16 protein-coding genes and 1 pseudogene are annotated in these 20,161 nt (G+C 46.7%); 14 read left to right on the top strand and 3 right to left on the bottom strand.

Annotated features, from left to right (window positions below; translation table 11 throughout):
• Window positions 1-2 precede the first annotated feature (2 nt).
• From SYNPCCP_RS12710 to SYNPCCP_RS17890, 9 genes and pseudogenes are all read left to right on the top strand, one after another.
• On the top strand, window positions 3-431 hold the full coding sequence (locus SYNPCCP_RS12710) for a hypothetical protein (protein WP_010873631.1): 429 nt from the start codon (window positions 3-5) through the stop codon (window positions 429-431).
• Between the two features lie 118 nt (window positions 432-549).
• Window positions 550-3,795, top strand: coding sequence for a carbamoyl-phosphate synthase large subunit (carB, locus tag SYNPCCP_RS12705; RefSeq protein ID WP_010873630.1), 3,246 nt, complete (start codon window positions 550-552; stop codon window positions 3,793-3,795).
• 65 nt (window positions 3,796-3,860) lie between these two features.
• A complete protein-coding gene (locus SYNPCCP_RS12700) occupies window positions 3,861-5,426 on the top strand; it encodes an RNA-directed DNA polymerase (protein ID WP_010873629.1) in 1,566 nt (521 codons plus the stop codon).
• Between the two features lie 102 nt (window positions 5,427-5,528).
• Complete coding sequence (locus SYNPCCP_RS12695) at window positions 5,529-5,747, top strand: type II toxin-antitoxin system HicB family antitoxin (RefSeq protein ID WP_010873628.1); 219 nt, start codon at window positions 5,529-5,531, stop codon at window positions 5,745-5,747.
• Window positions 5,744-5,923 carry a type II toxin-antitoxin system HicA family toxin gene (locus SYNPCCP_RS12690; protein ID WP_020862098.1) on the top strand — a complete coding sequence of 60 codons (180 nt, stop codon included), beginning with the start codon at window positions 5,744-5,746 and terminating at the stop codon, window positions 5,921-5,923. Before SYNPCCP_RS12695 ends, SYNPCCP_RS12690 begins: the two co-directional genes overlap by 4 nt.
• Window positions 5,924-6,058: 135 nt before the next feature.
• Window positions 6,059-6,655 carry a DUF3177 family protein gene (locus SYNPCCP_RS12685; RefSeq protein WP_010873627.1) on the top strand — a complete coding sequence of 199 codons (597 nt, stop codon included), beginning with the start codon at window positions 6,059-6,061 and terminating at the stop codon, window positions 6,653-6,655.
• Window positions 6,656-6,780: 125 nt separating this feature from the next.
• The gene (proA, locus tag SYNPCCP_RS12680) at window positions 6,781-8,082 is read left to right on the top strand and encodes a glutamate-5-semialdehyde dehydrogenase (RefSeq protein ID WP_010873626.1); all 1,302 of its coding nucleotides are present in this window, start codon (window positions 6,781-6,783) and stop codon (window positions 8,080-8,082) included.
• A 77-nt stretch (window positions 8,083-8,159) separates the two neighbouring features.
• Window positions 8,160-8,909, top strand: a complete 750-nt coding sequence (urtE, locus tag SYNPCCP_RS12675) for an urea ABC transporter ATP-binding subunit UrtE (RefSeq protein ID WP_010873625.1) — start codon at window positions 8,160-8,162, stop codon at window positions 8,907-8,909.
• A gap of 211 nt (window positions 8,910-9,120) precedes the next feature.
• Window positions 9,121-9,210 (top strand): annotated as a pseudogene (locus SYNPCCP_RS17890) (IS1 family transposase); the annotation flags it as partial.
• A 257-nt stretch (window positions 9,211-9,467) separates the two neighbouring features.
• Here SYNPCCP_RS17890 and SYNPCCP_RS12670 read toward each other — a convergent pair.
• Window positions 9,468-10,433 (bottom strand): septal ring lytic transglycosylase RlpA family protein, encoded by a 966-nt coding sequence (locus tag SYNPCCP_RS12670; protein ID WP_010873624.1) that lies wholly within the window; start codon window positions 10,431-10,433, stop codon window positions 9,468-9,470.
• Between the two features lie 749 nt (window positions 10,434-11,182).
• Between SYNPCCP_RS12670 and SYNPCCP_RS12665 the strand changes: the two genes are divergently transcribed.
• The 3 genes from SYNPCCP_RS12665 (at window position 11,183) to cobA (ending at window position 16,222) form a co-directional block, all read left to right on the top strand.
• Window positions 11,183-11,488 carry a hypothetical protein gene (locus SYNPCCP_RS12665; protein ID WP_010873623.1) on the top strand — a complete coding sequence of 102 codons (306 nt, stop codon included), beginning with the start codon at window positions 11,183-11,185 and terminating at the stop codon, window positions 11,486-11,488.
• A gap of 147 nt (window positions 11,489-11,635) precedes the next feature.
• Window positions 11,636-15,235 (top strand): transcription-repair coupling factor, encoded by a 3,600-nt coding sequence (gene mfd / locus SYNPCCP_RS12660; RefSeq protein ID WP_010873622.1) that lies wholly within the window; start codon window positions 11,636-11,638, stop codon window positions 15,233-15,235.
• Between the two features lie 195 nt (window positions 15,236-15,430).
• Window positions 15,431-16,222, top strand: coding sequence for a uroporphyrinogen-III C-methyltransferase (cobA, locus tag SYNPCCP_RS12655; protein ID WP_010873621.1), 792 nt, complete (start codon window positions 15,431-15,433; stop codon window positions 16,220-16,222).
• A gap of 125 nt (window positions 16,223-16,347) precedes the next feature.
• On the opposite strand, the gene SYNPCCP_RS12650 is transcribed toward cobA, so the two are convergent.
• Together SYNPCCP_RS12650 and SYNPCCP_RS12645 are read right to left on the bottom strand one after the other, a co-directional pair.
• Window positions 16,348-17,097 carry an alpha/beta hydrolase gene (locus tag SYNPCCP_RS12650; protein WP_010873620.1) on the bottom strand — a complete coding sequence of 250 codons (750 nt, stop codon included), beginning with the start codon at window positions 17,095-17,097 and terminating at the stop codon, window positions 16,348-16,350.
• Between the two features lie 213 nt (window positions 17,098-17,310).
• Entirely contained in the window at window positions 17,311-17,904 is a 594-nt protein-coding gene (locus tag SYNPCCP_RS12645; protein WP_020862103.1) for a hypothetical protein, read from the bottom strand.
• Between the two features lie 116 nt (window positions 17,905-18,020).
• Between SYNPCCP_RS12645 and lpxA the strand changes: the two genes are divergently transcribed.
• Together lpxA and SYNPCCP_RS12635 are read left to right on the top strand one after the other, a co-directional pair.
• On the top strand, window positions 18,021-18,908 hold the full coding sequence (lpxA, locus tag SYNPCCP_RS12640; protein WP_010873618.1) for an acyl-ACP--UDP-N-acetylglucosamine O-acyltransferase: 888 nt from the start codon (window positions 18,021-18,023) through the stop codon (window positions 18,906-18,908).
• A gap of 9 nt (window positions 18,909-18,917) precedes the next feature.
• Window positions 18,918-20,015, top strand: coding sequence for a glycosyltransferase family 1 protein (locus SYNPCCP_RS12635; protein ID WP_010873617.1), 1,098 nt, complete (start codon window positions 18,918-18,920; stop codon window positions 20,013-20,015).
• Window positions 20,016-20,161 lie beyond the last annotated feature (146 nt).

Raw genomic sequence — 20,161 nt, 5'->3', positions numbered from 1 at the left:
AAATGCAGAATTTTTTTGTCATTGGTTTTCAATCCTGTCTGCGGCTTTTTGGTGCGTTTTGGATTTTTGGCGGCTTTCTGACCCTACAGGCGGCGCGGGAATCCCTCTTTTTAGACCGGGCCATAGAGGCGATCGCCTTAAAAAAACAGGATAAATTACTGAGCTATTTTTTATTTTTGGGTAGCATTTTCACTTTAGCCACCGGGATAACTTTGGTCTTAGCTAGTCGCTGGGTCTTTTTGCCCCTAACCCTGTCCATTGTTTCCCAAATTGTTTATTTCTCCGTGCAAAAACGTCGATTTAGTCGGGCCAAAACTGAGGAAGAAAGGGAAGATGCCCAGGTACAACCCACTACCATCAATGCTTTTAAGACTTCTTGCGTGGTGGCGATCGCCTGTGCCCTAGGCTGGGCGGTGGGGGCGATTAAATAGGATTCGGACCCGGATTTTTGGTCAATAAACCTGGATATGGGAACGGGTGGCGATCGCCGATAAAGCCTATACAATGATTGGGATCGAAATCCCCATCACGTCTCGGACAGTTTTACCTATGCCACGCCGCAACGACTTAAACAAAATTATGATTTTGGGGGCTGGCCCCATTGTTATTGGTCAAGCTTGCGAATTTGATTATTCGGGCACCCAGGCGTGTAAGGCGTTGAAGGAAGAAGGTTATGAAGTGGTGTTGGTAAACTCCAACCCAGCATCGATCATGACTGACCCGGAGTTGGCGGATCGCACCTACATTGAGCCGCTCATTCCGGAAATTGTGGAAAAAATTATTGAAAAAGAACGGCCGGACGCAGTTTTACCCACCATGGGGGGGCAAACGGCATTGAACCTGGCGGTATCTCTGTCTAAGTCCGGGGTGCTGGAAAAATATGGGGTGGAATTAATTGGGGCGAAACTGCCGGCGATCGAAATGGGGGAAGACCGGGAATTATTCAAGGAAGCCATGGCCCGCATTGGGGTTCCCGTTTGTCCATCGGGCATCGCCAGTAGCATCGAAGAAGCTCGGCAGGTGGCCCATGAAATTGGTTCCTATCCGTTAATTATTCGCCCTGCTTTTACGTTGGCAGGTACGGGGGGCGGCATTGCCTACAACCAAGAAGAATATGAGGAGATGGTGCAATACGGCTTGGATCAGTCCCCCATGTCCCAAATTCTGGTGGAAAAATCCCTGTTGGGCTGGAAGGAATACGAGCTGGAAGTGATGCGGGATTTGGCCGATAACGTGGTCATTATCTGCTCCATTGAAAACTTTGACCCCATGGGGGTTCACACTGGGGATTCCATTACCGTTGCTCCCGCCCAGACTTTGACCGATAAGGAATATCAACGGCTACGGGACTATTCAATTGCCATTATTCGGGAAATTGGCGTGGAAACAGGGGGGTCAAACATTCAGTTTTCCGTTAACCCGGCCAATGGCGATGTGATTGTGATCGAGATGAATCCCCGAGTCTCCCGTTCTTCGGCCCTGGCTTCTAAGGCCACGGGTTTCCCCATTGCCAAATTTGCGGCCAAGTTAGCAGTGGGCTATACCCTCAACGAAATTTCCAACGACATCACTAAGAAGACTCCCGCTTCCTTTGAACCCACCATTGATTACGTGGTGACCAAAATTCCCCGCTTTGCCTTTGAAAAATTCCCTGGGGCCGAGCCAATTTTAAACACCCAAATGAAATCCGTCGGGGAAGCCATGGCCATTGGTCGTACTTTCCAAGAATCTTTCCAAAAGGCGTTACGTTCCTTGGAAACAGGACGGTTCGGCTTCGGTTGCGATCGCCATGAGACTTTGCCGACGCTGTCCCATTTGCGTTCCCAGTTGCGGACTCCCAACCCAGAGCGGGTCTTTTCTTTGCACCATGCGTTTAATTTGGGCATGACAGTGGAAGAAATTCATGAGTTGACGGCGATCGATCCTTGGTTTTTAGACAAACTAGAGGATTTGGTCAAAACAGAAAAATATATGAAACAACGGAGTTTAAAAGACCTCACGGCCGCAGATCTGCGCTACATCAAACAACAGGGCTTTGGCGATCGCCAGATAGCCTTTGCCACCAAAACCACGGAAGACGAAGTGCGGGCCTACCGCAAATCCTTGGGCATTACCCCCGTGTATAAAGTGGTGGACACCTGTGCGGCGGAATTTGAAGCCTTCACCCCCTACTACTACTCCACCTACGAACCGGAAGAGTGCGAAGTATTGCCATCGGACAAACCCAAAGTGATGATCCTGGGGGGGGGGCCCAACCGCATTGGCCAAGGCATTGAATTTGATTACTGCTGTTGCCATGCCGCCTTTTCCCTCAGTGATGCGGGCTATGAAACCATCATGGTCAACTCCAACCCGGAAACCGTTTCCACCGACTACGACACGAGCGATCGCCTCTATTTTGAGCCGTTAACGAAAGAAGACGTTTTAAATATTATTGAAGCGGAAAACCCAGTGGGCATCATTATCCAATTTGGTGGTCAAACGCCTTTGAAACTGGCAGTTCCCCTGCAAAAGTATTTAAACAGTCCCGATTGCCCCGTGCAGACTAAAATTTGGGGCACTTCCCCTGACTCCATCGACACCGCTGAAGACCGGGAACGATTTGAGAAGATTCTCCACGAGCTGGAAATTAGCCAACCTCCCAACGGCATTGCCAGGGATTATGAAGAGTCCAGAGTGGTGGCCAACCGCATTAGTTATCCCGTTGTGGTGCGCCCTTCCTACGTGCTAGGGGGAAGAGCCATGGAAATCGTCTATTCCGATGAAGAATTAGAACGGTACATGACCTATGCGGTGCAAATTGAGCCGGACCACCCCATTTTAATTGACAAGTTTCTGGAAAATGCCATTGAAGTGGACGTGGACTCCCTCACCGATAGCACCGGCAAAGTGGTCATCGGTAGCATCATGGAACACATCGAAGAAGCGGGCATCCATTCCGGGGACTCCGCCTGTTCCATTCCCTACACCAGCCTTTCCGATAACGTTCTGACCACCATCCGCCAATGGACAGAACAATTGGCCCGGGCCTTAAACGTGGTGGGTCTAATGAATATTCAGTACGCAGTGCAGGGGGACCAGGTTTATATCCTCGAAGCTAACCCCCGGGCTTCCCGCACCGTTCCCTATGTCAGTAAAGCCACCGGCCGTCCTTTGGCCAAAATTGCTTCCCTGGTCATGTCCGGCAAAACCCTAGAAGAATTAGGGGTAACGGAGGAATTTATTCCCCAACACGTGGCCGTTAAAGAAGCCGTTCTTCCCTTCAGTAAATTCCCCGGGGCGGATACTTTGCTGGGGCCAGAAATGCGTTCCACTGGGGAAGTCATGGGCATTGACAGCGACTTTGGTAAAGCCTTTGCGAAGGCAGAGTTGGGAGCGGGGGTAATTTTAGCCACCACCGGAACGGTATTTGTGTCCATGAGCGATCGCACCAAAGAGGCGGCGGTGCCCGTAGTGCGGGAATTAATTGACCTGGGCTTTAAGGTTGTCGCTACCTCTGGTACCCAAAAAGTTCTGCGGGAACATGGCATTGAAGGGGTGGAAGTGGTGTTAAAACTCCACGAAGGGCGACCCCACGTCATTGACTGGATCAAAAACGGCCAAATCCAATTTATTATCAACACCCCCAGCGGCGAGGAGTCCCAGTTGGATGGCCGCACCATTCGCCGGGCTGCGTTGGATTATAAATTGCCCATCATCACCACGATCGCCGGAGGAAAAGCCACCGTTGCCGCCCTCCGCAGTCTGCAGGATCACCCTTTAGACGTTAAAGCATTGCAGGATTATCTAGGCTAGTTTGTCATGATTGGGACGCTCTAGACCCATTAAGCCTAGCTTGTCCCATACAACAGAACAAAAAAATGACTTTAACAAGCGAGTCACTTCATTGGGCAGTTAACTTTTTATATCATCATTCCGATGGTGACTTTTTTCCGAAAGTCTTGGAAATAGATGCCATTTATAATATGGCAGATGAATTTGTAGAACAGGTTGAGAATAAAAACTTAGATTTAGATAGTTTTAAACCTGGTTCTTGCCGTCGTTTTATTGTCCCTAAAGATGAATTGGCATACCGCCAAGCTACACAATTAGATCCACAAGATTCAATTATTCTTTCTGCATTAATCTATCAATATGGTCAGGAGATTGAAAATCGTAGATTAACAAAAGAAAAAGTATTTAGTTATAGATTTAAGCCAGATTTTCAAACAGGTTTTTATGATAATCAAATCTCTTGGAACCAATTCTGGCAGAGTGCATACGCGCTGAGTAATGGCTTTGATACAGTTTTATACTGTGATATTGCTGACTTTTACAATCAAATTTATCATCACACTGTAGAAAATCAATTATTTGCATCAGGTTTTCCAAATCAAGCAAAAAAATGGATAATTAGTTTAATAGAATCAACAACGGCAAAAGTATCTCGTGGAATACCTGTTGGGCCTCATGCTTTACATTTAATCGCAGAAAGTACCATGATCCCTATTGATAATTGTTTGGTTTCTAAGGGAATTAATTTCATTCGTTTTGCTGATGATATCATAGTTTTCTGTAAATCCAGAAATCATGCTAAACAGTTAGCATATTCTATTGCATCAACATTAGATAAGCAACAAAGATTAACACTTCAAAGGCATAAAACCCAAACATATAATTCTGAAGAATTTAAAAAGCTGTGTCCATCTATGATTGAAGATAGACCAATTTCCTCGGATGAAGATAAGATACTAAGAATCATAAGAAAATATTCTGATGGTAATCCTTATATTGCAATTTCTTTCAATAAAATTAGTGATGAGGATTGGTTGTCAATTTCTGATGAAATAATTACGAAGATCATTAAAGATTATCTTGACAAAGACCAAGTAGATTATATTCGTCTTCGATGGTTTTATCGGAGATTAACGCAAATAGGTCATCCTGGTGCCGTAGATATTTCAATTTCACTACAAGAAATTGAGAACTTAAGTCCTTGTCTTGCCAACATATGCGCTTATTTTACTTCTGTACAATCTATTGAAAAAAATAAATGGATTCAGATTGGAGAAAGATTATTATCTCTCTTAAATTCTGATGAAATTAAGAGCAATGAATATCTAAAACTTTCTCTTTTAAGCCTTTTCACTAAAAACAAATATATTAATCATTTCTCAAAATTAACTGAACAATACGCATCGAGTGACCCATTTGTAAGAAGAGAAATTCTACTAGCTGCGAAACAAAATCATGCTTTTGATTGGCTTCGAGATTACAAAGAAAATTATCAATTGATGGATCCTTGGCAAAAAAATGCTTATTTATACGCCATTTCTGGTTTACCACAAGATGAAAAAAAGTATTTTATAAACAATCTATGTACTTCGATCAGGCCCTTTGAAAAAATTCTAGCTAAATGGGTAAAGGGAAAGAATAATTCATGTTAAAAATACTTTTTATCTTCGAATAGCATATCCAGCAATTTTGCAAGCAATGTTAACGTAAATAAACTGACATTTACTGCTATTTACCATTGGGAGAAACTCATCATGAAAGCTGAACTAACTGCAATTATTGAAGCCGCTGAGGATGGGGGATATTGGGCTATTTGTCCAGAAATTCCTGGAGCTAATGGTCAAGGTGACACTATAGCAGAAGCAAAAGCTAGCTTGAAAAGTGCCATACAACTTATTGTTGAAGATCGCCTGGAAGATATTCGTCGAGGTTTACCTGAAGAGGCCATTGAAGAAACGATTCTAATTCCATGAAGCGTAAGGATTTAGAGAAAAAGTTGCGGCAGGCTGGTTGTTGTTTAAAGCAAGAAGGTGGCTCCCACTCTCTTTGGATTAATCCTACAACTGGAATTGTTGAAGCTGTGCCTCGACATACAGAAATCAAGGAGTTTTTAGCTCAAAAAATCCTTAAAAGTCTAGACGCAAAGTAGTCTTTTTGTTTCCACTGAATGACGCTGACGGTTAATCCCGTAAACTGGTCTGAAAATTTGGTAGCCTAGCAAAGCTGGGGGTTCACATTTTGGTGTGCATTGCCCCTTGGTTTTGTCAAATTTTTCGATGGTGTTATGGAAGTAGACGGTATTTGGTTGCGGTTAATCTGGTTGGACTATCGCTTAGCGGTCATCGTTTCTGTGTTTATCCCCTTGGTGCTGATCATTTGGTCGGCATTTAAGCGGGTGGATGCCATCAATCGCTTGCTAATTATCTATTGGCGCGTGGCCAGCCTGTTGGTGGTAACGGTTTATCTCCTGATTCCCGGCTGGTCATTGGCTTTCTTCACTGGTTTTGCCGCCCGTTGTCTAATTCCCATTAGTTTATGGTTTTGGGTGGACCTCAATGATGAAATCAAAGATTTACCCCCTTCTCCTTTGAAATTGGCCACCACCACTTGGCGATGGGCCATCACTATTTTTTCCTGCTTTGCCATCTTGGTAAATATTCCTTTCCTCTCCTGTGGGCTGAATGGCATTGGTGGGGCAGAAAGTTTCTGTCAGGTTTGGCTCCAGCCCCCTCTCCATTACAAGGCTTGGTTCCACGCTAATTCCAACACCGGATTTCTCGGCTTTTTGGGCATTGTGGGCCTAGTGGCCTATGTGATGTATTTCCTCTCTTTCCTGATTTTTCGTTTGGGTCGTCAAGGGCGATCGGCTCTGGATCATTAAAGCCATTCCCCCAGGTTCAAGCCGTAAATATTTTTAAATACTTTCCCCTGCGCTTTGCTGTTTGCCCCCCAAAGTTGCCCTGTCCGAAAAATAACTAAAGTATCTGCATCGTCAACGTCTAACCCATGGTTATTTCCCCAAGCCTTTCTGCCCTCCACACCCTGGCCCACAATGCTCGTCAAGCGGCCCTCCATCTGGGTAGTTTAAACACCGCCGAACGTAATCAGGCGATCGCCGCCATAGCTGATGGTTTAACGGCCGCTATGCCAGAAATTTTGGCTGCCAACCAGGAAGATTGTGCGGCTGCGGAAGCCATGGGCATTGCCAAACCCCTTTATAACCGTCTGTTGTTGGGGGAAAGTAAGCTCAAAAGCACCATTGCGGGGGTGAAGGATGTGGAGCATTTACCCGATCCCTTGGGCCAAGTTACCCTCCACCGCCAATTGGACGAGGGTTTAGTGTTAAAGCGGGTTGGTTGTCCCCTAGGGGTTTTGGGGGTGATTTTTGAAGCGCGTCCGGAGGCCCTAATCCAAATTAGTAGTTTGGCGATCAAATCCGGCAACGCCGTAATTCTCAAAGGGGGTCGAGAGGCTACCCGCTCCTGTCAAGTTTTGACTGAAGTGATTCAAACGGCCTTGGCGAAAACCGTTGTGAGTCCTGAAGCGATCAACCTACTCACCACCAGGGAGGAAATTCGGGAATTATTGGGTCTGAACCAGTATGTGGATTTGATTATTCCCCGGGGTTCCAACGAATTTGTCCAATACATTCAACAAAACACCCAAATTCCTGTGTTGGGCCACGCCGATGGTATTTGTCATCTTTATCTGGATGCTCAAGCTGATCTTAGTAAGGCTATCCCCATCACAGTGGATGCCAAAACCCAATATCCCGCCGCCTGCAATGCCATTGAAACTCTTTTAGTCCACCAGGCGATCGCCGCTGAATTTTTACCACCCTTGGCCCAGGCATTGGGGGAAAAAGGGGTTAGTTTGCGGGGAGATAGTGGAACTCAAAAATTAATTGACTGTGAACCCGCCACCGAAGCAGATTGGTGCACCGAGTATAGTGATCTAATCCTCTCCATCAAAATTGTTGATTCCCTCGAAGCGGCGATCGACCATATTAACCAGTACGGTTCTAAGCACACCGATGGCATTATTAGCGAAGATTTAACCGCCGCAGAGCAGTTTTGTCAGCGGGTGGACTCCGCCGGGGTTTACCACAATTGCAGTACCCGCTTTGCCGATGGTTTCCGTTATGGTTTTGGCGCAGAGGTGGGCATCAGTACCCAGAAAATGCCGCCCCGGGGGCCAGTGGGTTTGGAGGGTTTGGTCACCTATAAGTACCAATTGTGGGGCCATGGTCACATTGCCGCCACCTATACTGGCCAGGGAGCAAAAGCTTTTACTCACCTTGATCTTTAAGCGCTCTTAATTGCCCCAATCCCATCCCATTGGGAGGAATAATTAGCAAAGGTTGACGGGACGTTTGAACATTCTGGATGGCTATGTTATCCTTTCCCCCATTCTTGGCTAATTGGATCGTCCCCATGCTACAAATTTCCGACCTGAATGTGTATTACGGAGAAAGTCATATTTTACGTAATGTAGACATGTCCATTGCTCCGGGACAGATGGTATGTTTGATCGGGCGCAATGGGGTTGGTAAAACTACTCTCCTTAAAACCATTATGGGACTGCTTTCCCCCCGCAGTGGTTACGTAGTATATGGCGATCGCCAGTTGAATTCCGTGCCGACGGATAAACGGGCCCGTTTAGGTATTGGCTATGTGCCCCAGGGGCGGGAAATTATTCCCCGCTTGACAGTGCAGGAAAATTTACTGCTGGGACTGGAAGCCTGTGCCGATAAAAGTCAACGGCAAAAAGGCATTCCCGATGAAATTTTCGAGCTTTTCCCTGTGCTCAAAACCATGCTTTCTCGCTGGGGAGGGGACTTGAGTGGTGGTCAGCAACAACAATTGGCGATCGCCAGAGCTTTGATGGGCCAGCCGAAACTATTGCTGTTGGATGAACCCACGGAGGGCATTCAACCATCCATCATTCTAGAAATTGAAGCAGCGGTAAAACGGATTATTGCCGCCACAGGTATTTCCGTCCTTTTGGTGGAACAGCATTTGCACTTTGTCCGCCAGGCTGATCGTTACTACGCCATGCAAAAAGGGGGCATTGTGGCATCCGGGGAAACCCAAACTTTGAGCCAGGAGGTTATCCAAAAATTTTTGGCAGTATAGAGAAGCATCACGTTGAATCTCTAGGGTCTAATTCCCCGCTAGTTGCAGTGGGGAGCCTTCATTCTAAGCTTTTTTAGATTTTCAAATAAATAATGATATGGCATGATAGAGAATATTGGGTAATGAGCTTTTGGAAAGATGCCTACACACTGTCACTGTCCTCAATGTGGTTATGGAAATGTCGTCAAAAATGGCTTTGTCGAGGGTAAGCATTGATATCACCATGGCAATATTTGCCAAATTCAGGGTCAATGGCAGCATAGAACTACTACGCAACTGGCGCCTCTCATTACTTTCTTGAAACTCTCAAACTTTTCAAACACTTTCTGAAATTCTTCCAACAACAACGACAAGGGATAGAGGACGAGATCGCCCATCAATCATCAAAATAAAACCGCCGATCGCCTTGGACAAATCAAACCGGCAGGAGTTAATTGCTCTAAATATTGAGCATGGACTATGCCAGGGATAATTGTGCCCCCAAGACCCTGGGGAAAGCTGGGAAAGTCATTATGCTGAGGGACAATGGCATAGCCCGAAATTATAGGTTTTTAACTATTACTGCACAATGTCCAGGGCAACATTACCCACGCCGCTGCTATGGATACCGATCGCCCTGGCCGCTCCGGCGGAAAGATCAATTACCCGTCCCCCAGTAAAGGGCCCCCGGTCATTAATACGCACCACCACAGACTGGCCGTTGCGAAGATTGGTCACCTTCACCCTAGTACCGAAGGGCAAAGTTCGATGGGCCGCCGTTAGAGCGTTTTGGTTAAAACGTTCACCGTTGGCTGTGCGTCGGCCATGGAATCCAGGACCATACCAGGAAGCAATACCCCCCTTGATCCTTTTAATGGTTGCGGCAGCATCAAAGGTGTTGACCCGGGCCACCTGCAGAGCTGCTGGTAAAGCCACAATGGGTTCTGCTCCCCCCAACAAACGGCGCAGACGGTTAGCGGTTTGCAGAGCAGTTTCCGGGGCGGAGAGTTTTTTTTCTGGTAAAACAGTATTTTTGTTGATAGTCAGCAGAATTTCGTCTTCAGATTTGACCACCAGTTGGCGGGTAGTGGCATCTAGACCCACTTTGATGGTGCTTGGGTCAAAGAACTCAGCCCCGCTCAGTTCGTCCAGGCGACGGGCAACGGTCTGGGCCCGCTCCATGGTGTCGGTGACTTGGTCATTGCTCAGAGCAGCCAACTCAGTGGCGGTGCCCAAAAAGGTGACCACGGGAATTTGGTTCACCCGCAGGGTAACAGCTAAACGATTTTCCGGCCCTTGGTGGGGAACTAAAGAAATTAGTTCGGTGTCTTGGAAAGCAGGTGCCGGGGTAGAAGAAGTGGCGGTAACGGAAGATTCTAAGGGAGCTAGAGAAGAATTATTCTCTGAAACAGCTGTCGGAGCATCTGCTTGGGTGATGGCATTTAAGGCCAACAATCCAGAAGGGCAGTTACCCCACACCAGGGTTGTCAAACTCGCTGTGCCAATAACACCGGCGATCGAGCGACAAACGTTAATTCCTTTCATAGACTTAGAGGTAAAGGTCAAGGACTGCAAACCCCGATTGAATCAGAGGTCGGTGGTGAAAACTCAGGCAAATAGATTGGTGAGTCCCAGGCAGTCCCACTCATCCACGCATAGTACAAAAAGGCGGACAAGATTTTCGCTATGGGCTTCCACAAACTACCACGTAAATTGGGGGTTAGGCCCCAGAAAATCTTATTAGAGAGATAAACAAAGTTTATTAAGGTCTGTAAAAGCTTGCATTACAAGGTGTAAAGAATTTGTTCCGTTTCCAAAAAGCAGTGGGACAATTTGGATAGTGGTGGGTGATCAACAGCAGATCAAATCTTTTGTGAACATATCAACTCAATGTTTTGGGAGGAAACCGACCATGTTCTGGAAGCTCAGACAAGTATCCCGTTTCTGGTTTTGTTACTTGAATCAACCTATTTTTAGTCGAGAGTCAAAATCCACATGGCGATTGAGCCATTTTTGGTCCATGTATCAGATCTCCCTGCTGGAATCCTGTTGGCAAAAAAGTCCCATCAAGGAAACTTCCCTCTGATGGCGGTATGCTTAGCCAGTCTTGGCAAAGGGTCGGGAGAGTTGGTGGTTGACCAAAGAATTTGATTGTGGGTCACCGCAATTATTAGTCTTACCCCCCAGACCCCAAGCAGTTACCTTACCAAAGAGGGCAGGGAGTTATGCTACGATCCTTGGCCAATAGCCCCAGTGGTTGACTTGGTGATGATTTTTGTTAGGAAAACCAATCTATGACCCCATCAGATTATCAGGATCAGGAAGTTAAAACCCCCAAAGTGGAGGTGGTAGATTCCTACGATACGGGAGACGATGGCATCACTGATGCAGCCCGTAGATATTGGTTGCAGTTCCAACAATGGTTTGATAATTTGCCCCTCCCCGCCAAAGGCGCTGTGGCGATCGCCGTTTTGTTTGTTGCTTTTTCGGTGCTGACCCAGGTGCTGAAGTTTGTGGCTTCCCTGGTCACTTTGGCTATTTTGCTCGTCATTCTCTACGGAGTTTATCGGGTCTTTCTGCGCCAGGATAAGGGTAATTGAACTTTGTCTAATTGCAGAATTTGTTTAGCTTCCCTCCACCCTGAAATTTGCTAGGAGTTGGGATGGGGTTCTTGCTGTACCTGTTTTTGATAACTGAACAAGGGCAAAAGTTTTCCTAGGGGTCGACCTTACTAGGGATGATTGGCCATGGCTGAGCCTAGGGCTGTCCTCAAACAGGGCAATCGGAATAGGGACAAGGATTCTGTCGGGCTGGGGAACAGGCTAAGATTTGTTAGTATCTCCTCTGCTCTGAACCCAATGACCTTTTCCTCCATACTCCGCCATCTGCAAACCTTACCGTTGAGCAAAGACCTGCGGGAAAAATTGCAAAAGCGGGGCCATGTGCAACTCAGTGGCCTACCCCGGTTACCCAAAGGCCTAATCGTTTCCAGTTTGGCCCAGTCCCTGGAGAAAAATCTTTTGGTCATCACTGCCACGTTGGAGGAAGCGGGGCGCTGGACAGCCCAGTTGGAACTGATGGGTTGGCAAACCGTTAATTTTTACCCCACTTCTGAAGCTTCCCCCTATGACCCTGGGCGACTAGAGTCGGAAATGGTTTGGGGACAAATGCAGGTGTTGGCAGAATTAATCCAGGGCCATCAGGTTAAGGGCAAGGCGATCGTCGCTACAGAAAAGGCCCTACAGCCCCATTTACCCCCGGTGGCAACCTTACGGGAATACTGTTTGGCCCTACGACGCGGTCAGGAGATGGATAGCAAAAGTCTGGAGCTTACCCTAGCGAGGTTGGGCTACGAGCGTGGCAGTACGGTGGAAACAGAGGGGCAATGGAGTCGGCGGGGGGATATTGTTGATATTTTCCCAGTGTCGGCGGAGCTACCGGTGCGGCTGGAATGGTTTGGTGATGAGTTGGAAAAAATCCGGGAGTTTGATCCTGCTAGCCAGCGTTCCTTGGATGACTTAACTGGTTTGGTGCTGACCCCCACCAGTTTTGATCAGGTGATCGAACCGGCGTTAAATGCCCAGGCCATTGATCTCTCTGCTTGGGGAGAAGATGCGGAAACGGAGCAATTATTCGGCAAAGAGGGATTACAGCGATTTTTGGGTCTCGCCTTTACTGAACCGGCTTGTTTATTAGATTATTTACCGACAGAAACAGTCTGTGTACTGGATGAACCAGAGCAATGTGCGGCCCACAGTGAACGGTGGTTTGAGGCGGTGGCCCAGGATTGGTCAGCTTTGCAGTTACCGAATTTACCCCAATTACATCGAAATTTTTCGGCCCTTGGCGATCGCCTAAAAACAGATTTTCAATACATTACCCTGTCAGAAATCCACGAAGCGAATGGGGATAGTTTAGATATTTCAGCTCGACCCATCCCCACCATGCCCCACCAGTTTGCTAAGTTGGCAGAAATTTTACGGGGGAAACGGGAAATTTATAGCGGTTTGACGTTGGGACAATACAGCACTTGGTTGATTTCAGCCCAGCCCAGTCGTACTGTTTCTTTGTTGCAGGAACATGATTGTGCGGTGCAATTTATTGCCAATCCGAGGGATTATCCTGCCATTGAAAAAAGTCAGATTCAACGGACAGCGGTGACGTTAAAGTATTCAGGATTAGCGGAATTAGAAGGGTTTATCTTACCGACCTTTCGTTTAGTTTTAGTCACGGATCGAGAATTATTTGGTCAGCATGCTTTAGCTACACCGGAATATGTGCGGAAACGGCGACGGGCTACGTCTAAACAAGTTGACATTAATAAACTTTCCCCTGGGGATTATGTAGTCCACAAAAGTCATGGCATTGGCAAATTTTTGAAGTTGGATGCGTTGGCTAATCGGGAATATTTAATGATCCAATATGCCGACGGCATTTTGCGGGTGCCCGCCGATAGTTTGGACAGTTTATCCCGCTTTCGCCATACGGGAACTAGACCTCCCGAACTGCATAAAATGGGCGGTAAAGTGTGGGAAGCCACCAAAAATAAAGTCCGCAAAGCAGTTAAAAAATTGGCCGTTGATTTGCTCAATCTTTATGCTAAGCGGGCAAAACAGGTGGGTTATGCCTATCCGCCGGATAGTCCCTGGCAACAGGAATTGGAAGATTCTTTCCCCTACCAACCCACCCCCGATCAACTAAAAGCAGTACAGGATGTGAAAAGGGATTTGGAAGGAGATCGCCCGATGGATAGATTAGTGTGTGGGGATGTGGGCTTTGGCAAAACAGAAGTGGCGGTGCGGGCCATTTTTAAGGCCGTGACCAGTGGCAATAAACAGGTGGCTTTACTAGCTCCCACCACGGTGTTAACCCAACAGCATTACCACACCCTTAAAGAAAGATTTGCTCCCTATCCCATCACCATTGGTTTACTGAATCGTTTTCGCACTGCTTCGGAGAAAAAGGAGATTTTAGCCAAGTTAAAAAGTGGTGAATTAGATATTGTGGTAGGTACCCAACAGGTATTAGGTACATCGGTAAAATTTAAAGATTTAGGACTTTTAGTTATTGACGAAGAACAGCGCTTTGGTGTTAACCAAAAGGAAAAAATTAAGACCCTGAAAACGGAAGTAGATGTATTAACCCTAACGGCAACTCCCATTCCCCGTACCCTTTATATGTCCCTTTCCGGCATTCGGGAAATGAGTCTGATTACCACACCGCCACCTTCCCGTCGCCCCATTAAAACCCATTTATCTCCCTACAATCCCGAAGTAATTCGCACCGCCATTCGTAACGAGCTAGACCGGGGTGGGCAGGTTTTTTATGTCGTGCCTCGCATTGAAGGTATTGAGGAATTGGGAGGACAACTGCGACAAATGGTGCCCAGTGCTCGCATTGCCATTGGTCATGGTCAAATGGAGGAATCTGAGTTGGAAAGTACTATGTTAGCTTTCAATGATGGTGAGGCGGACATTTTAGTTTGTACTACTATCATCGAAGCTGGTTTGGATATTCCCAGGGTAAACACAATTATTGTTGAAGATGCCCAAAAATTTGGCTTGGCCCAACTTTATCAACTGCGGGGTCGGGTAGGGCGATCGGGTATTCAAGCCCATGCTTGGTTGCTCTATCCTAACCAAAAACAGTTAACGGAAAAAGCTAGATTAAGACTGCGGGCATTGCAAGAATTCAGCCAACTTGGTTCCGGTTATCAACTGGCCACTAGGGATATGGAAATTCGGGGCGTAGGTAATCTTTTGGGTGCAGAACAATCGGGGCAAATGGAGGCGATCGGTTATGAGTTTTATATGGAGATGTTGCAAGATGCCATTAAAGAAATCCAGGGTCAGGAAATTCCCAAAGTGGAAGATACCCAAATAGATTTACCTCTCACTGCCTTTATTCCCAGCGACTACATTCCCGATTTAGAAGAAAAAATGGCCGCCTATCGTCGCATTACTAGCATTGAATCCACTGATGAGTTGCCGAAAATTGCCTTGGATTGGGGCGATCGGTATGGTATGTTACCAAGTCCGGTGGAGGAATTATTTAAAGTGGTTAAGCTCAAGCATTTAGCCAAATCCTTAGGCTTTTCTCGCATTAAAGTGGAGGGTAAACAAAATCTTGTCTTGGAAACGCCCATGGAGGAACCCGCTTGGAAATTATTAGCGGAAAATTTACCCAATCATCTCCAGTCCCGCTTTGTTTACAGTGCCAAAAAAGTGGTGGTGCGGGGTTTAGGAGTGTTGGCCCCAGCTAAGCAAATGGATAATTTAATTGACTGGTTTGGCAAGATGCAAGGGGCTTTACCAGAAACAAAAATGGAAACTTTAGTGGGTAAATAGCCTCTGGTAAAATGTTAAAAATTTGACGTGAATGACGTAAGAACGTGTTTAAAAAGTTTTATTCCGCCCCCTAAATTCCCCAATAATGGGGGACTTTCACTCAGTATTCCTCCTAATTTGAGGGGCCAGAGGGGCTTTTAAAACAGGCTCTAAAAACTGTTGAATATTTTTCTATCTCTATAATTTCTACAAAGGGTGGTTGTTAGGTTGCAAAACGGATTGATGGGCAAAGTGTATTTAGTTGGAGCGGGGCCTGGGGATCCTGGCTTGATAACTGTTAAGGGTAAAACTTTGTTGGAAAATGCCGAAGCAGTGGTCTATGACGCTTTGGTGAGTACAGCTATTTTAGCTATGGTTAATCCCCAAGCCGAATTGATTGATGCAGGCAAAAGGAGGGGCAGACACACCAAATTACAGTCAGAAACTACACAGTTATTGGCGCAATTAGCTGAAAAACACGCCGTGGTGGTGCGCTTGAAAGGGGGAGATCCATTTATTTTTGGCCGGGGGGGGGAAGAGATGGAAGACCTAGTCAAAGCTGGCATTGAGGTGGAAGTGGTACCGGGCATTACAGCGGGCATTGCTGCCCCTGCCTACGCTCAAATTCCCCTCACCCATCGGGCTTACAGTTCCTCCGTCACCTTTGTCACGGGCCATGAATCGGCGGGAAAATATCGGCCTGAAGTCAATTGGGCGGCGATCGCCAAGGGCTCGGAAACCATTGTGATTTATATGGGGGTGTACAGTTTGGCCACCATTTTGCCCCAGTTAATGCTGGCGGGGTTGGGGGAAGATACTCCCATTGCCCTAATTCGTTGGGGAACCTGTCCAGAACAACAGAAACTAGTTGGCACTTTTGCCACCATTTTGGCCCAGATTGAAGTAGAAAATTTTCAAGCCCCGGCGATCGTGGTCATCGGGGCAGTGGTTAATTATCCGGCTAATCTCCGTCAGCAATTGGCACCTATACTGGGCGGTGTCAATTAAAAATTCTGTGCTACCAAGATGGCTCTTTTAAGGGCTTTATTATGTACCCATCCAGTAAAGCCAGAAAATTGACATTTGCCGGTTACATCTGCAATAAAAATATGCCTAACACCCACAGGATTGACTCACTCTCGCAGGGTAATACCGTCAGAGAATGTATGGCTAATGGTTGCTCTTGGAAAATCTCTTTCGTCAGCCGGTGTCATTCCTTCTACATGCTCAAAATGATCAATTAATCGGGTTATTCTAGAATTCTCAGATGGAATTAGATATGGATGTAATAAAAACGACTTAACTTTTTCACCGATGATTAGATCTATAGGTAGATCTTGATGCTTTACATTGTTCCGTGTAAAAAAATGAGTACCATTTAGCCTGGTTGACTCGATAGGAATAACACCATCACCACCACCATTAACACTTCCGGCAATCACTAAAGTTGGTATCTTTTGTGTGATTTTTTCCGCTAAATATTGACGATTGCGTCCCAACTCTTGAGCAATACCAATCCCCCAACCAAACAGATCTACTGTTCTTGCCAAAGATGCTCCTTGGATTGGTGAACCTATTAAAACCAAGGCATCTAAGCGTTCTAGCCAAGATGGATTTCTAGATAAAACTTCCACCCAAAGAATGCCCCCCATGGAAAAGCCGACCACACTGAAAGTAGATTGAGGAAAATCATTCAGAGTCTCACTTGCAGAGCGTTCCACTACTTCAATGAGGGGATCAAGATTTAAAAAAGTAGTGAGCAGGTTTAAGTTAGGAACAACAACATATGCGTTTTCTGAAGCAACTCTTCCCGCCAAAATTTGCATATTTTGATTGCTTTCACCCATACCATGCTGGAAAAACAGAATTGGTGATTGGCTCATTTTCAGGGAAAGCTGAATAAGTAACAGGTTAGCTTAGTCTTTATAGACCATGCCTTGAATAAATAGGTATTGTCAATTTGGCTGGATGTTACTAGAAAGCTTGGGAAAACTATATTCAAAGTCTTTCCCAAACTATCCAAGGTTTTATTGAGATTTTCTTGAGAAATTAAGTTTTTTAGCCAGACTGGCATTGAAGGTTAATTTAAAGCTCTCCTAATTTGGTTGGGTTTCACTGTAGGCAGGGAAAAGATCCCGGGGGAAATCCTCTGCGGCTAGGCAGGTATTCATCGCTTTTTGGGGAGTGAAATCGGAAACTTCCCGACTCAGGGCCAGCACACATTCCGAATGGCGACCTGGCAGTAAACTTTGGCGACAGCTATTGAGGGCCGCCATGGTGACATCTTCCCCTTCGGGGGAACGGTTCCGTCCCACTACGCCCCGGTCAATATCCACTACACAATTACCCAAATCCACCGGGCGACGCACTTGAAAACAGGATTGCAGAGCCACAATGCCAGTAATGTTGGTGTTACGGCTGATCATGTTGACGCATTGGGACATTTCCTTGGGAATAATCGCCTGGGAGCAACCAGAAGCGGCCGCATCATCACTAACTCCGTTTCTTTTCAGTTCCGTCACACAAACATCAAACTGGTTCCAGTCCCCAGCCACGGCGGCGATCGGGGCAAAAACCATACCGCTGGCCATCAACAGGCCACAACCAATGGGAGCAAAGGGACGACGGAGTTGTTGGAAATAATTTTTAAAGCTATGTTTAGAGCCGTTAGAACCGATAGAGCTAAGCATACGGGTTAACACCAAGACGAAATTGACACCATCACCAGACCACTGGATTGTAGTCAGAGTTGCAGAGAAGATCAAGCCACCGGGGGTCACTCCAGGGGTACAATGCCTGCTAATCTATGGGGAAGTTATTTGCCCTTGTCCCTGCTCCGATTATCCCCCATTCCGAGAGATTAATGTTGACTGATAACCGCTTGGGAGAAGCGACCTTGTCCCCATCTATCCATCCAACGGCCATCATCCATCCCCAAGCCCAGTTACACGCCACAGTTCAGGTGGGGGCTTTTAGTGTGATTGGAGAGAAAGTCACCATTGGAGCTAATACGGTCATTGGTCCCCATGTGGTGGTGGAAGGCCCCACGGAAATTGGTACGGGCAATCGAATTTTTCCCGGTGCAGTGATCGGTTGTGAACCCCAGGATTTGAAATATAAGGGGGGAGAAAGTTGGGTCAAAATCGGCAACGATAACCAAATTCGGGAATACGTCACCATTAACCGGGCTACGGAAGAAGGAGCAGTGACCCGCATCGGCGATCGCAATTTGCTGATGGCCTATGCTCATGTGGCCCACAATTGTGTGATCGAAAACGAAGTAATTATTGCCAACTCCGTAGCTTTGGCAGGGCACATTTATATTGAATCCCAGGCAAGAATCAGCGGCGTTTTAGGAGTGCACCAATTTGTCCACATTGGTCGCTTGGCCATGGTGGGGGGCATGAGTCGCATTGAACGGGATGTGCCTCCTTTTACCATTGTTGAAGGTAATCCTTCTCGGGTGCGTTCTTTAAACTTAATCGGCCTGCAACGTTCCGGTATGTCGGCGGAGGATTTGAGTGCGTTAAAACAAGCTTTTCGGTTAATTTATCGTTCTGACACCCCCTACCAACAGGCCTTGGAAGAATTAGGGCGATCGGCCGCCCATCCCTACGTGCAACATTTCCAATGCTTTTTGCAGAAATCTAGCTACGACCAAGGGCGACGGGGCCCCATCCCCGGCAAAAAATAGGTCAGTGCCATGACCGGCTCCCATTTATTAGTAAATCTTTCTTTTCTGCTGGCCCAACCGACGGGGTTGAGTGTCTATGCCAGTAATGTTTTTCCCCATCTCAAACCCCTCAAGCCAACATTACTAACTTCCCAGTTGGTGGCGGAGTTTCCCTGCCAAACTGTGCCGAATAATCTCACCCCAGCCCAGGGCAGTCGGGGCCATTTTAATCGCTTAGTTTGGACCCAGTTTCAGCTACCAGAACTTTACCGACAATTAAAAGGTTCTTTGCTTTTTTCCCCCATCCCGGAAGCTCCACTTTGGGCCGATTGTCGCACAGTGGTGATGGTGCATGATTTGATTCCCCTCCGGTTTCCCAACTGGAAATCTCCCCTGACTAGCTATTGCAAGTTTTATTTGCCGTTGGTGCTGGGGCAAGCGGAACATATTTTGTGTAATTCCCAAGCCACAGCCGATGATGTGGTGGACTATTTCCAAATTCCCGCCAGTAAAATTACGGCGATCGCCTTGGGCTATGACCGGGAACATTTTCAACCGGGACAGGATAATTTAGCCCCAAGGAAAAAGCCCTACTTTCTCTTTGTGGGCCGCCACGATCCGCACAAAAATGTGGGGCGGCTGATTCAAGCCTTTGCTCGATTTGTGCAAAATACCAACAGCCAAGATATTGAGTTAATTTTGGCCGGTCCTACCGATCGCCGTTACACTCCCAAATTAATGGCCTTGGCGACAGAATTGGGGGTTGGGACAGAGGTACATTGTTTAGACTACGTTAGCTATGACCAACTGCGACAACTTTATCGCCAGGCGATCGCCTTGGTGTTTCCCTCTTTATGGGAAGGATTTGGTTTTCCAGTGCTGGAAGCCATGGCCTGTGGCACGGCGGTAATTACCTCTTCCGTCTCGTCCTTACCAGAAGTGGGAGGAGATGCCGTTCTATTGGTCGATCCCTACAGTATTAAAGAGATTTATCAAGCTATGGAGCAGGTGTGGAAAGATCGCCGGTTGTGTCAGCAGTTACAACAACAGAGCTTAGCCAGAGCAAGGGAATTTTCCTGGGAAAAAACTGGACATTTAACTAGGGAAGTATTGGCAAAGTATCTTTAGATGAGGGCAACCTAATCCCCTGACGAACTGCTACTGGCAATTGGGCGACCGGTTCAGACCAATCTGATTTTAACGGCAAAAAACGTTTCATAACCGATAATGCCACCGACATAGGGGTTAACACCAACACGGATAATTCCATTAAC

Origin of the sequence: Synechocystis sp. PCC 6803 substr. PCC-P (assembly GCF_000284455.1) — a bacterium.
GTDB lineage: Bacteria > Cyanobacteriota > Cyanobacteriia > Cyanobacteriales > Microcystaceae > Synechocystis.
This window is presented reverse-complemented; position numbering and strand designations above follow the sequence as displayed.

Excerpts from the sequence above, each read along its gene's own strand:
- SYNPCCP_RS12670 (WP_010873624.1), bottom strand. The coding sequence starts at position 10,433 with ATGAAAGGAATTAACGTTTGTCGCTCGATCGCCGGTGTTATTGGCACA.
- SYNPCCP_RS12650 (WP_010873620.1), bottom strand. The coding sequence starts at position 17,097 with ATGAGCCAATCACCAATTCTGTTTTTCCAGCATGGTATGGGTGAAAGC.
- SYNPCCP_RS12700 (WP_010873629.1), top strand. The coding sequence starts at position 3,861 with ATGACTTTAACAAGCGAGTCACTTCATTGGGCAGTTAACTTTTTATAT.
- SYNPCCP_RS12635 (WP_010873617.1), top strand. The coding sequence starts at position 18,918 with ATGACCGGCTCCCATTTATTAGTAAATCTTTCTTTTCTGCTGGCCCAA.
- proA (WP_010873626.1), top strand. The coding sequence starts at position 6,781 with ATGGTTATTTCCCCAAGCCTTTCTGCCCTCCACACCCTGGCCCACAAT.
- SYNPCCP_RS12710 (WP_010873631.1), top strand. The coding sequence starts at position 3 with ATGCAGAATTTTTTTGTCATTGGTTTTCAATCCTGTCTGCGGCTTTTT.
- SYNPCCP_RS12685 (WP_010873627.1), top strand. The coding sequence starts at position 6,059 with ATGGAAGTAGACGGTATTTGGTTGCGGTTAATCTGGTTGGACTATCGC.
- lpxA (WP_010873618.1), top strand. The coding sequence starts at position 18,021 with ATGGGGAAGTTATTTGCCCTTGTCCCTGCTCCGATTATCCCCCATTCC.
- SYNPCCP_RS12695 (WP_010873628.1), top strand. The coding sequence starts at position 5,529 with ATGAAAGCTGAACTAACTGCAATTATTGAAGCCGCTGAGGATGGGGGA.
- SYNPCCP_RS12665 (WP_010873623.1), top strand. The coding sequence starts at position 11,183 with ATGACCCCATCAGATTATCAGGATCAGGAAGTTAAAACCCCCAAAGTG.
- SYNPCCP_RS12645 (WP_020862103.1), bottom strand. The coding sequence starts at position 17,904 with ATGCTTAGCTCTATCGGTTCTAACGGCTCTAAACATAGCTTTAAAAAT.
- mfd (WP_010873622.1), top strand. The coding sequence starts at position 11,636 with ATGGCTGAGCCTAGGGCTGTCCTCAAACAGGGCAATCGGAATAGGGAC.
- carB (WP_010873630.1), top strand. The coding sequence starts at position 550 with ATGCCACGCCGCAACGACTTAAACAAAATTATGATTTTGGGGGCTGGC.
- urtE (WP_010873625.1), top strand. The coding sequence starts at position 8,160 with ATGGCTATGTTATCCTTTCCCCCATTCTTGGCTAATTGGATCGTCCCC.
- SYNPCCP_RS12690 (WP_020862098.1), top strand. The coding sequence starts at position 5,744 with ATGAAGCGTAAGGATTTAGAGAAAAAGTTGCGGCAGGCTGGTTGTTGT.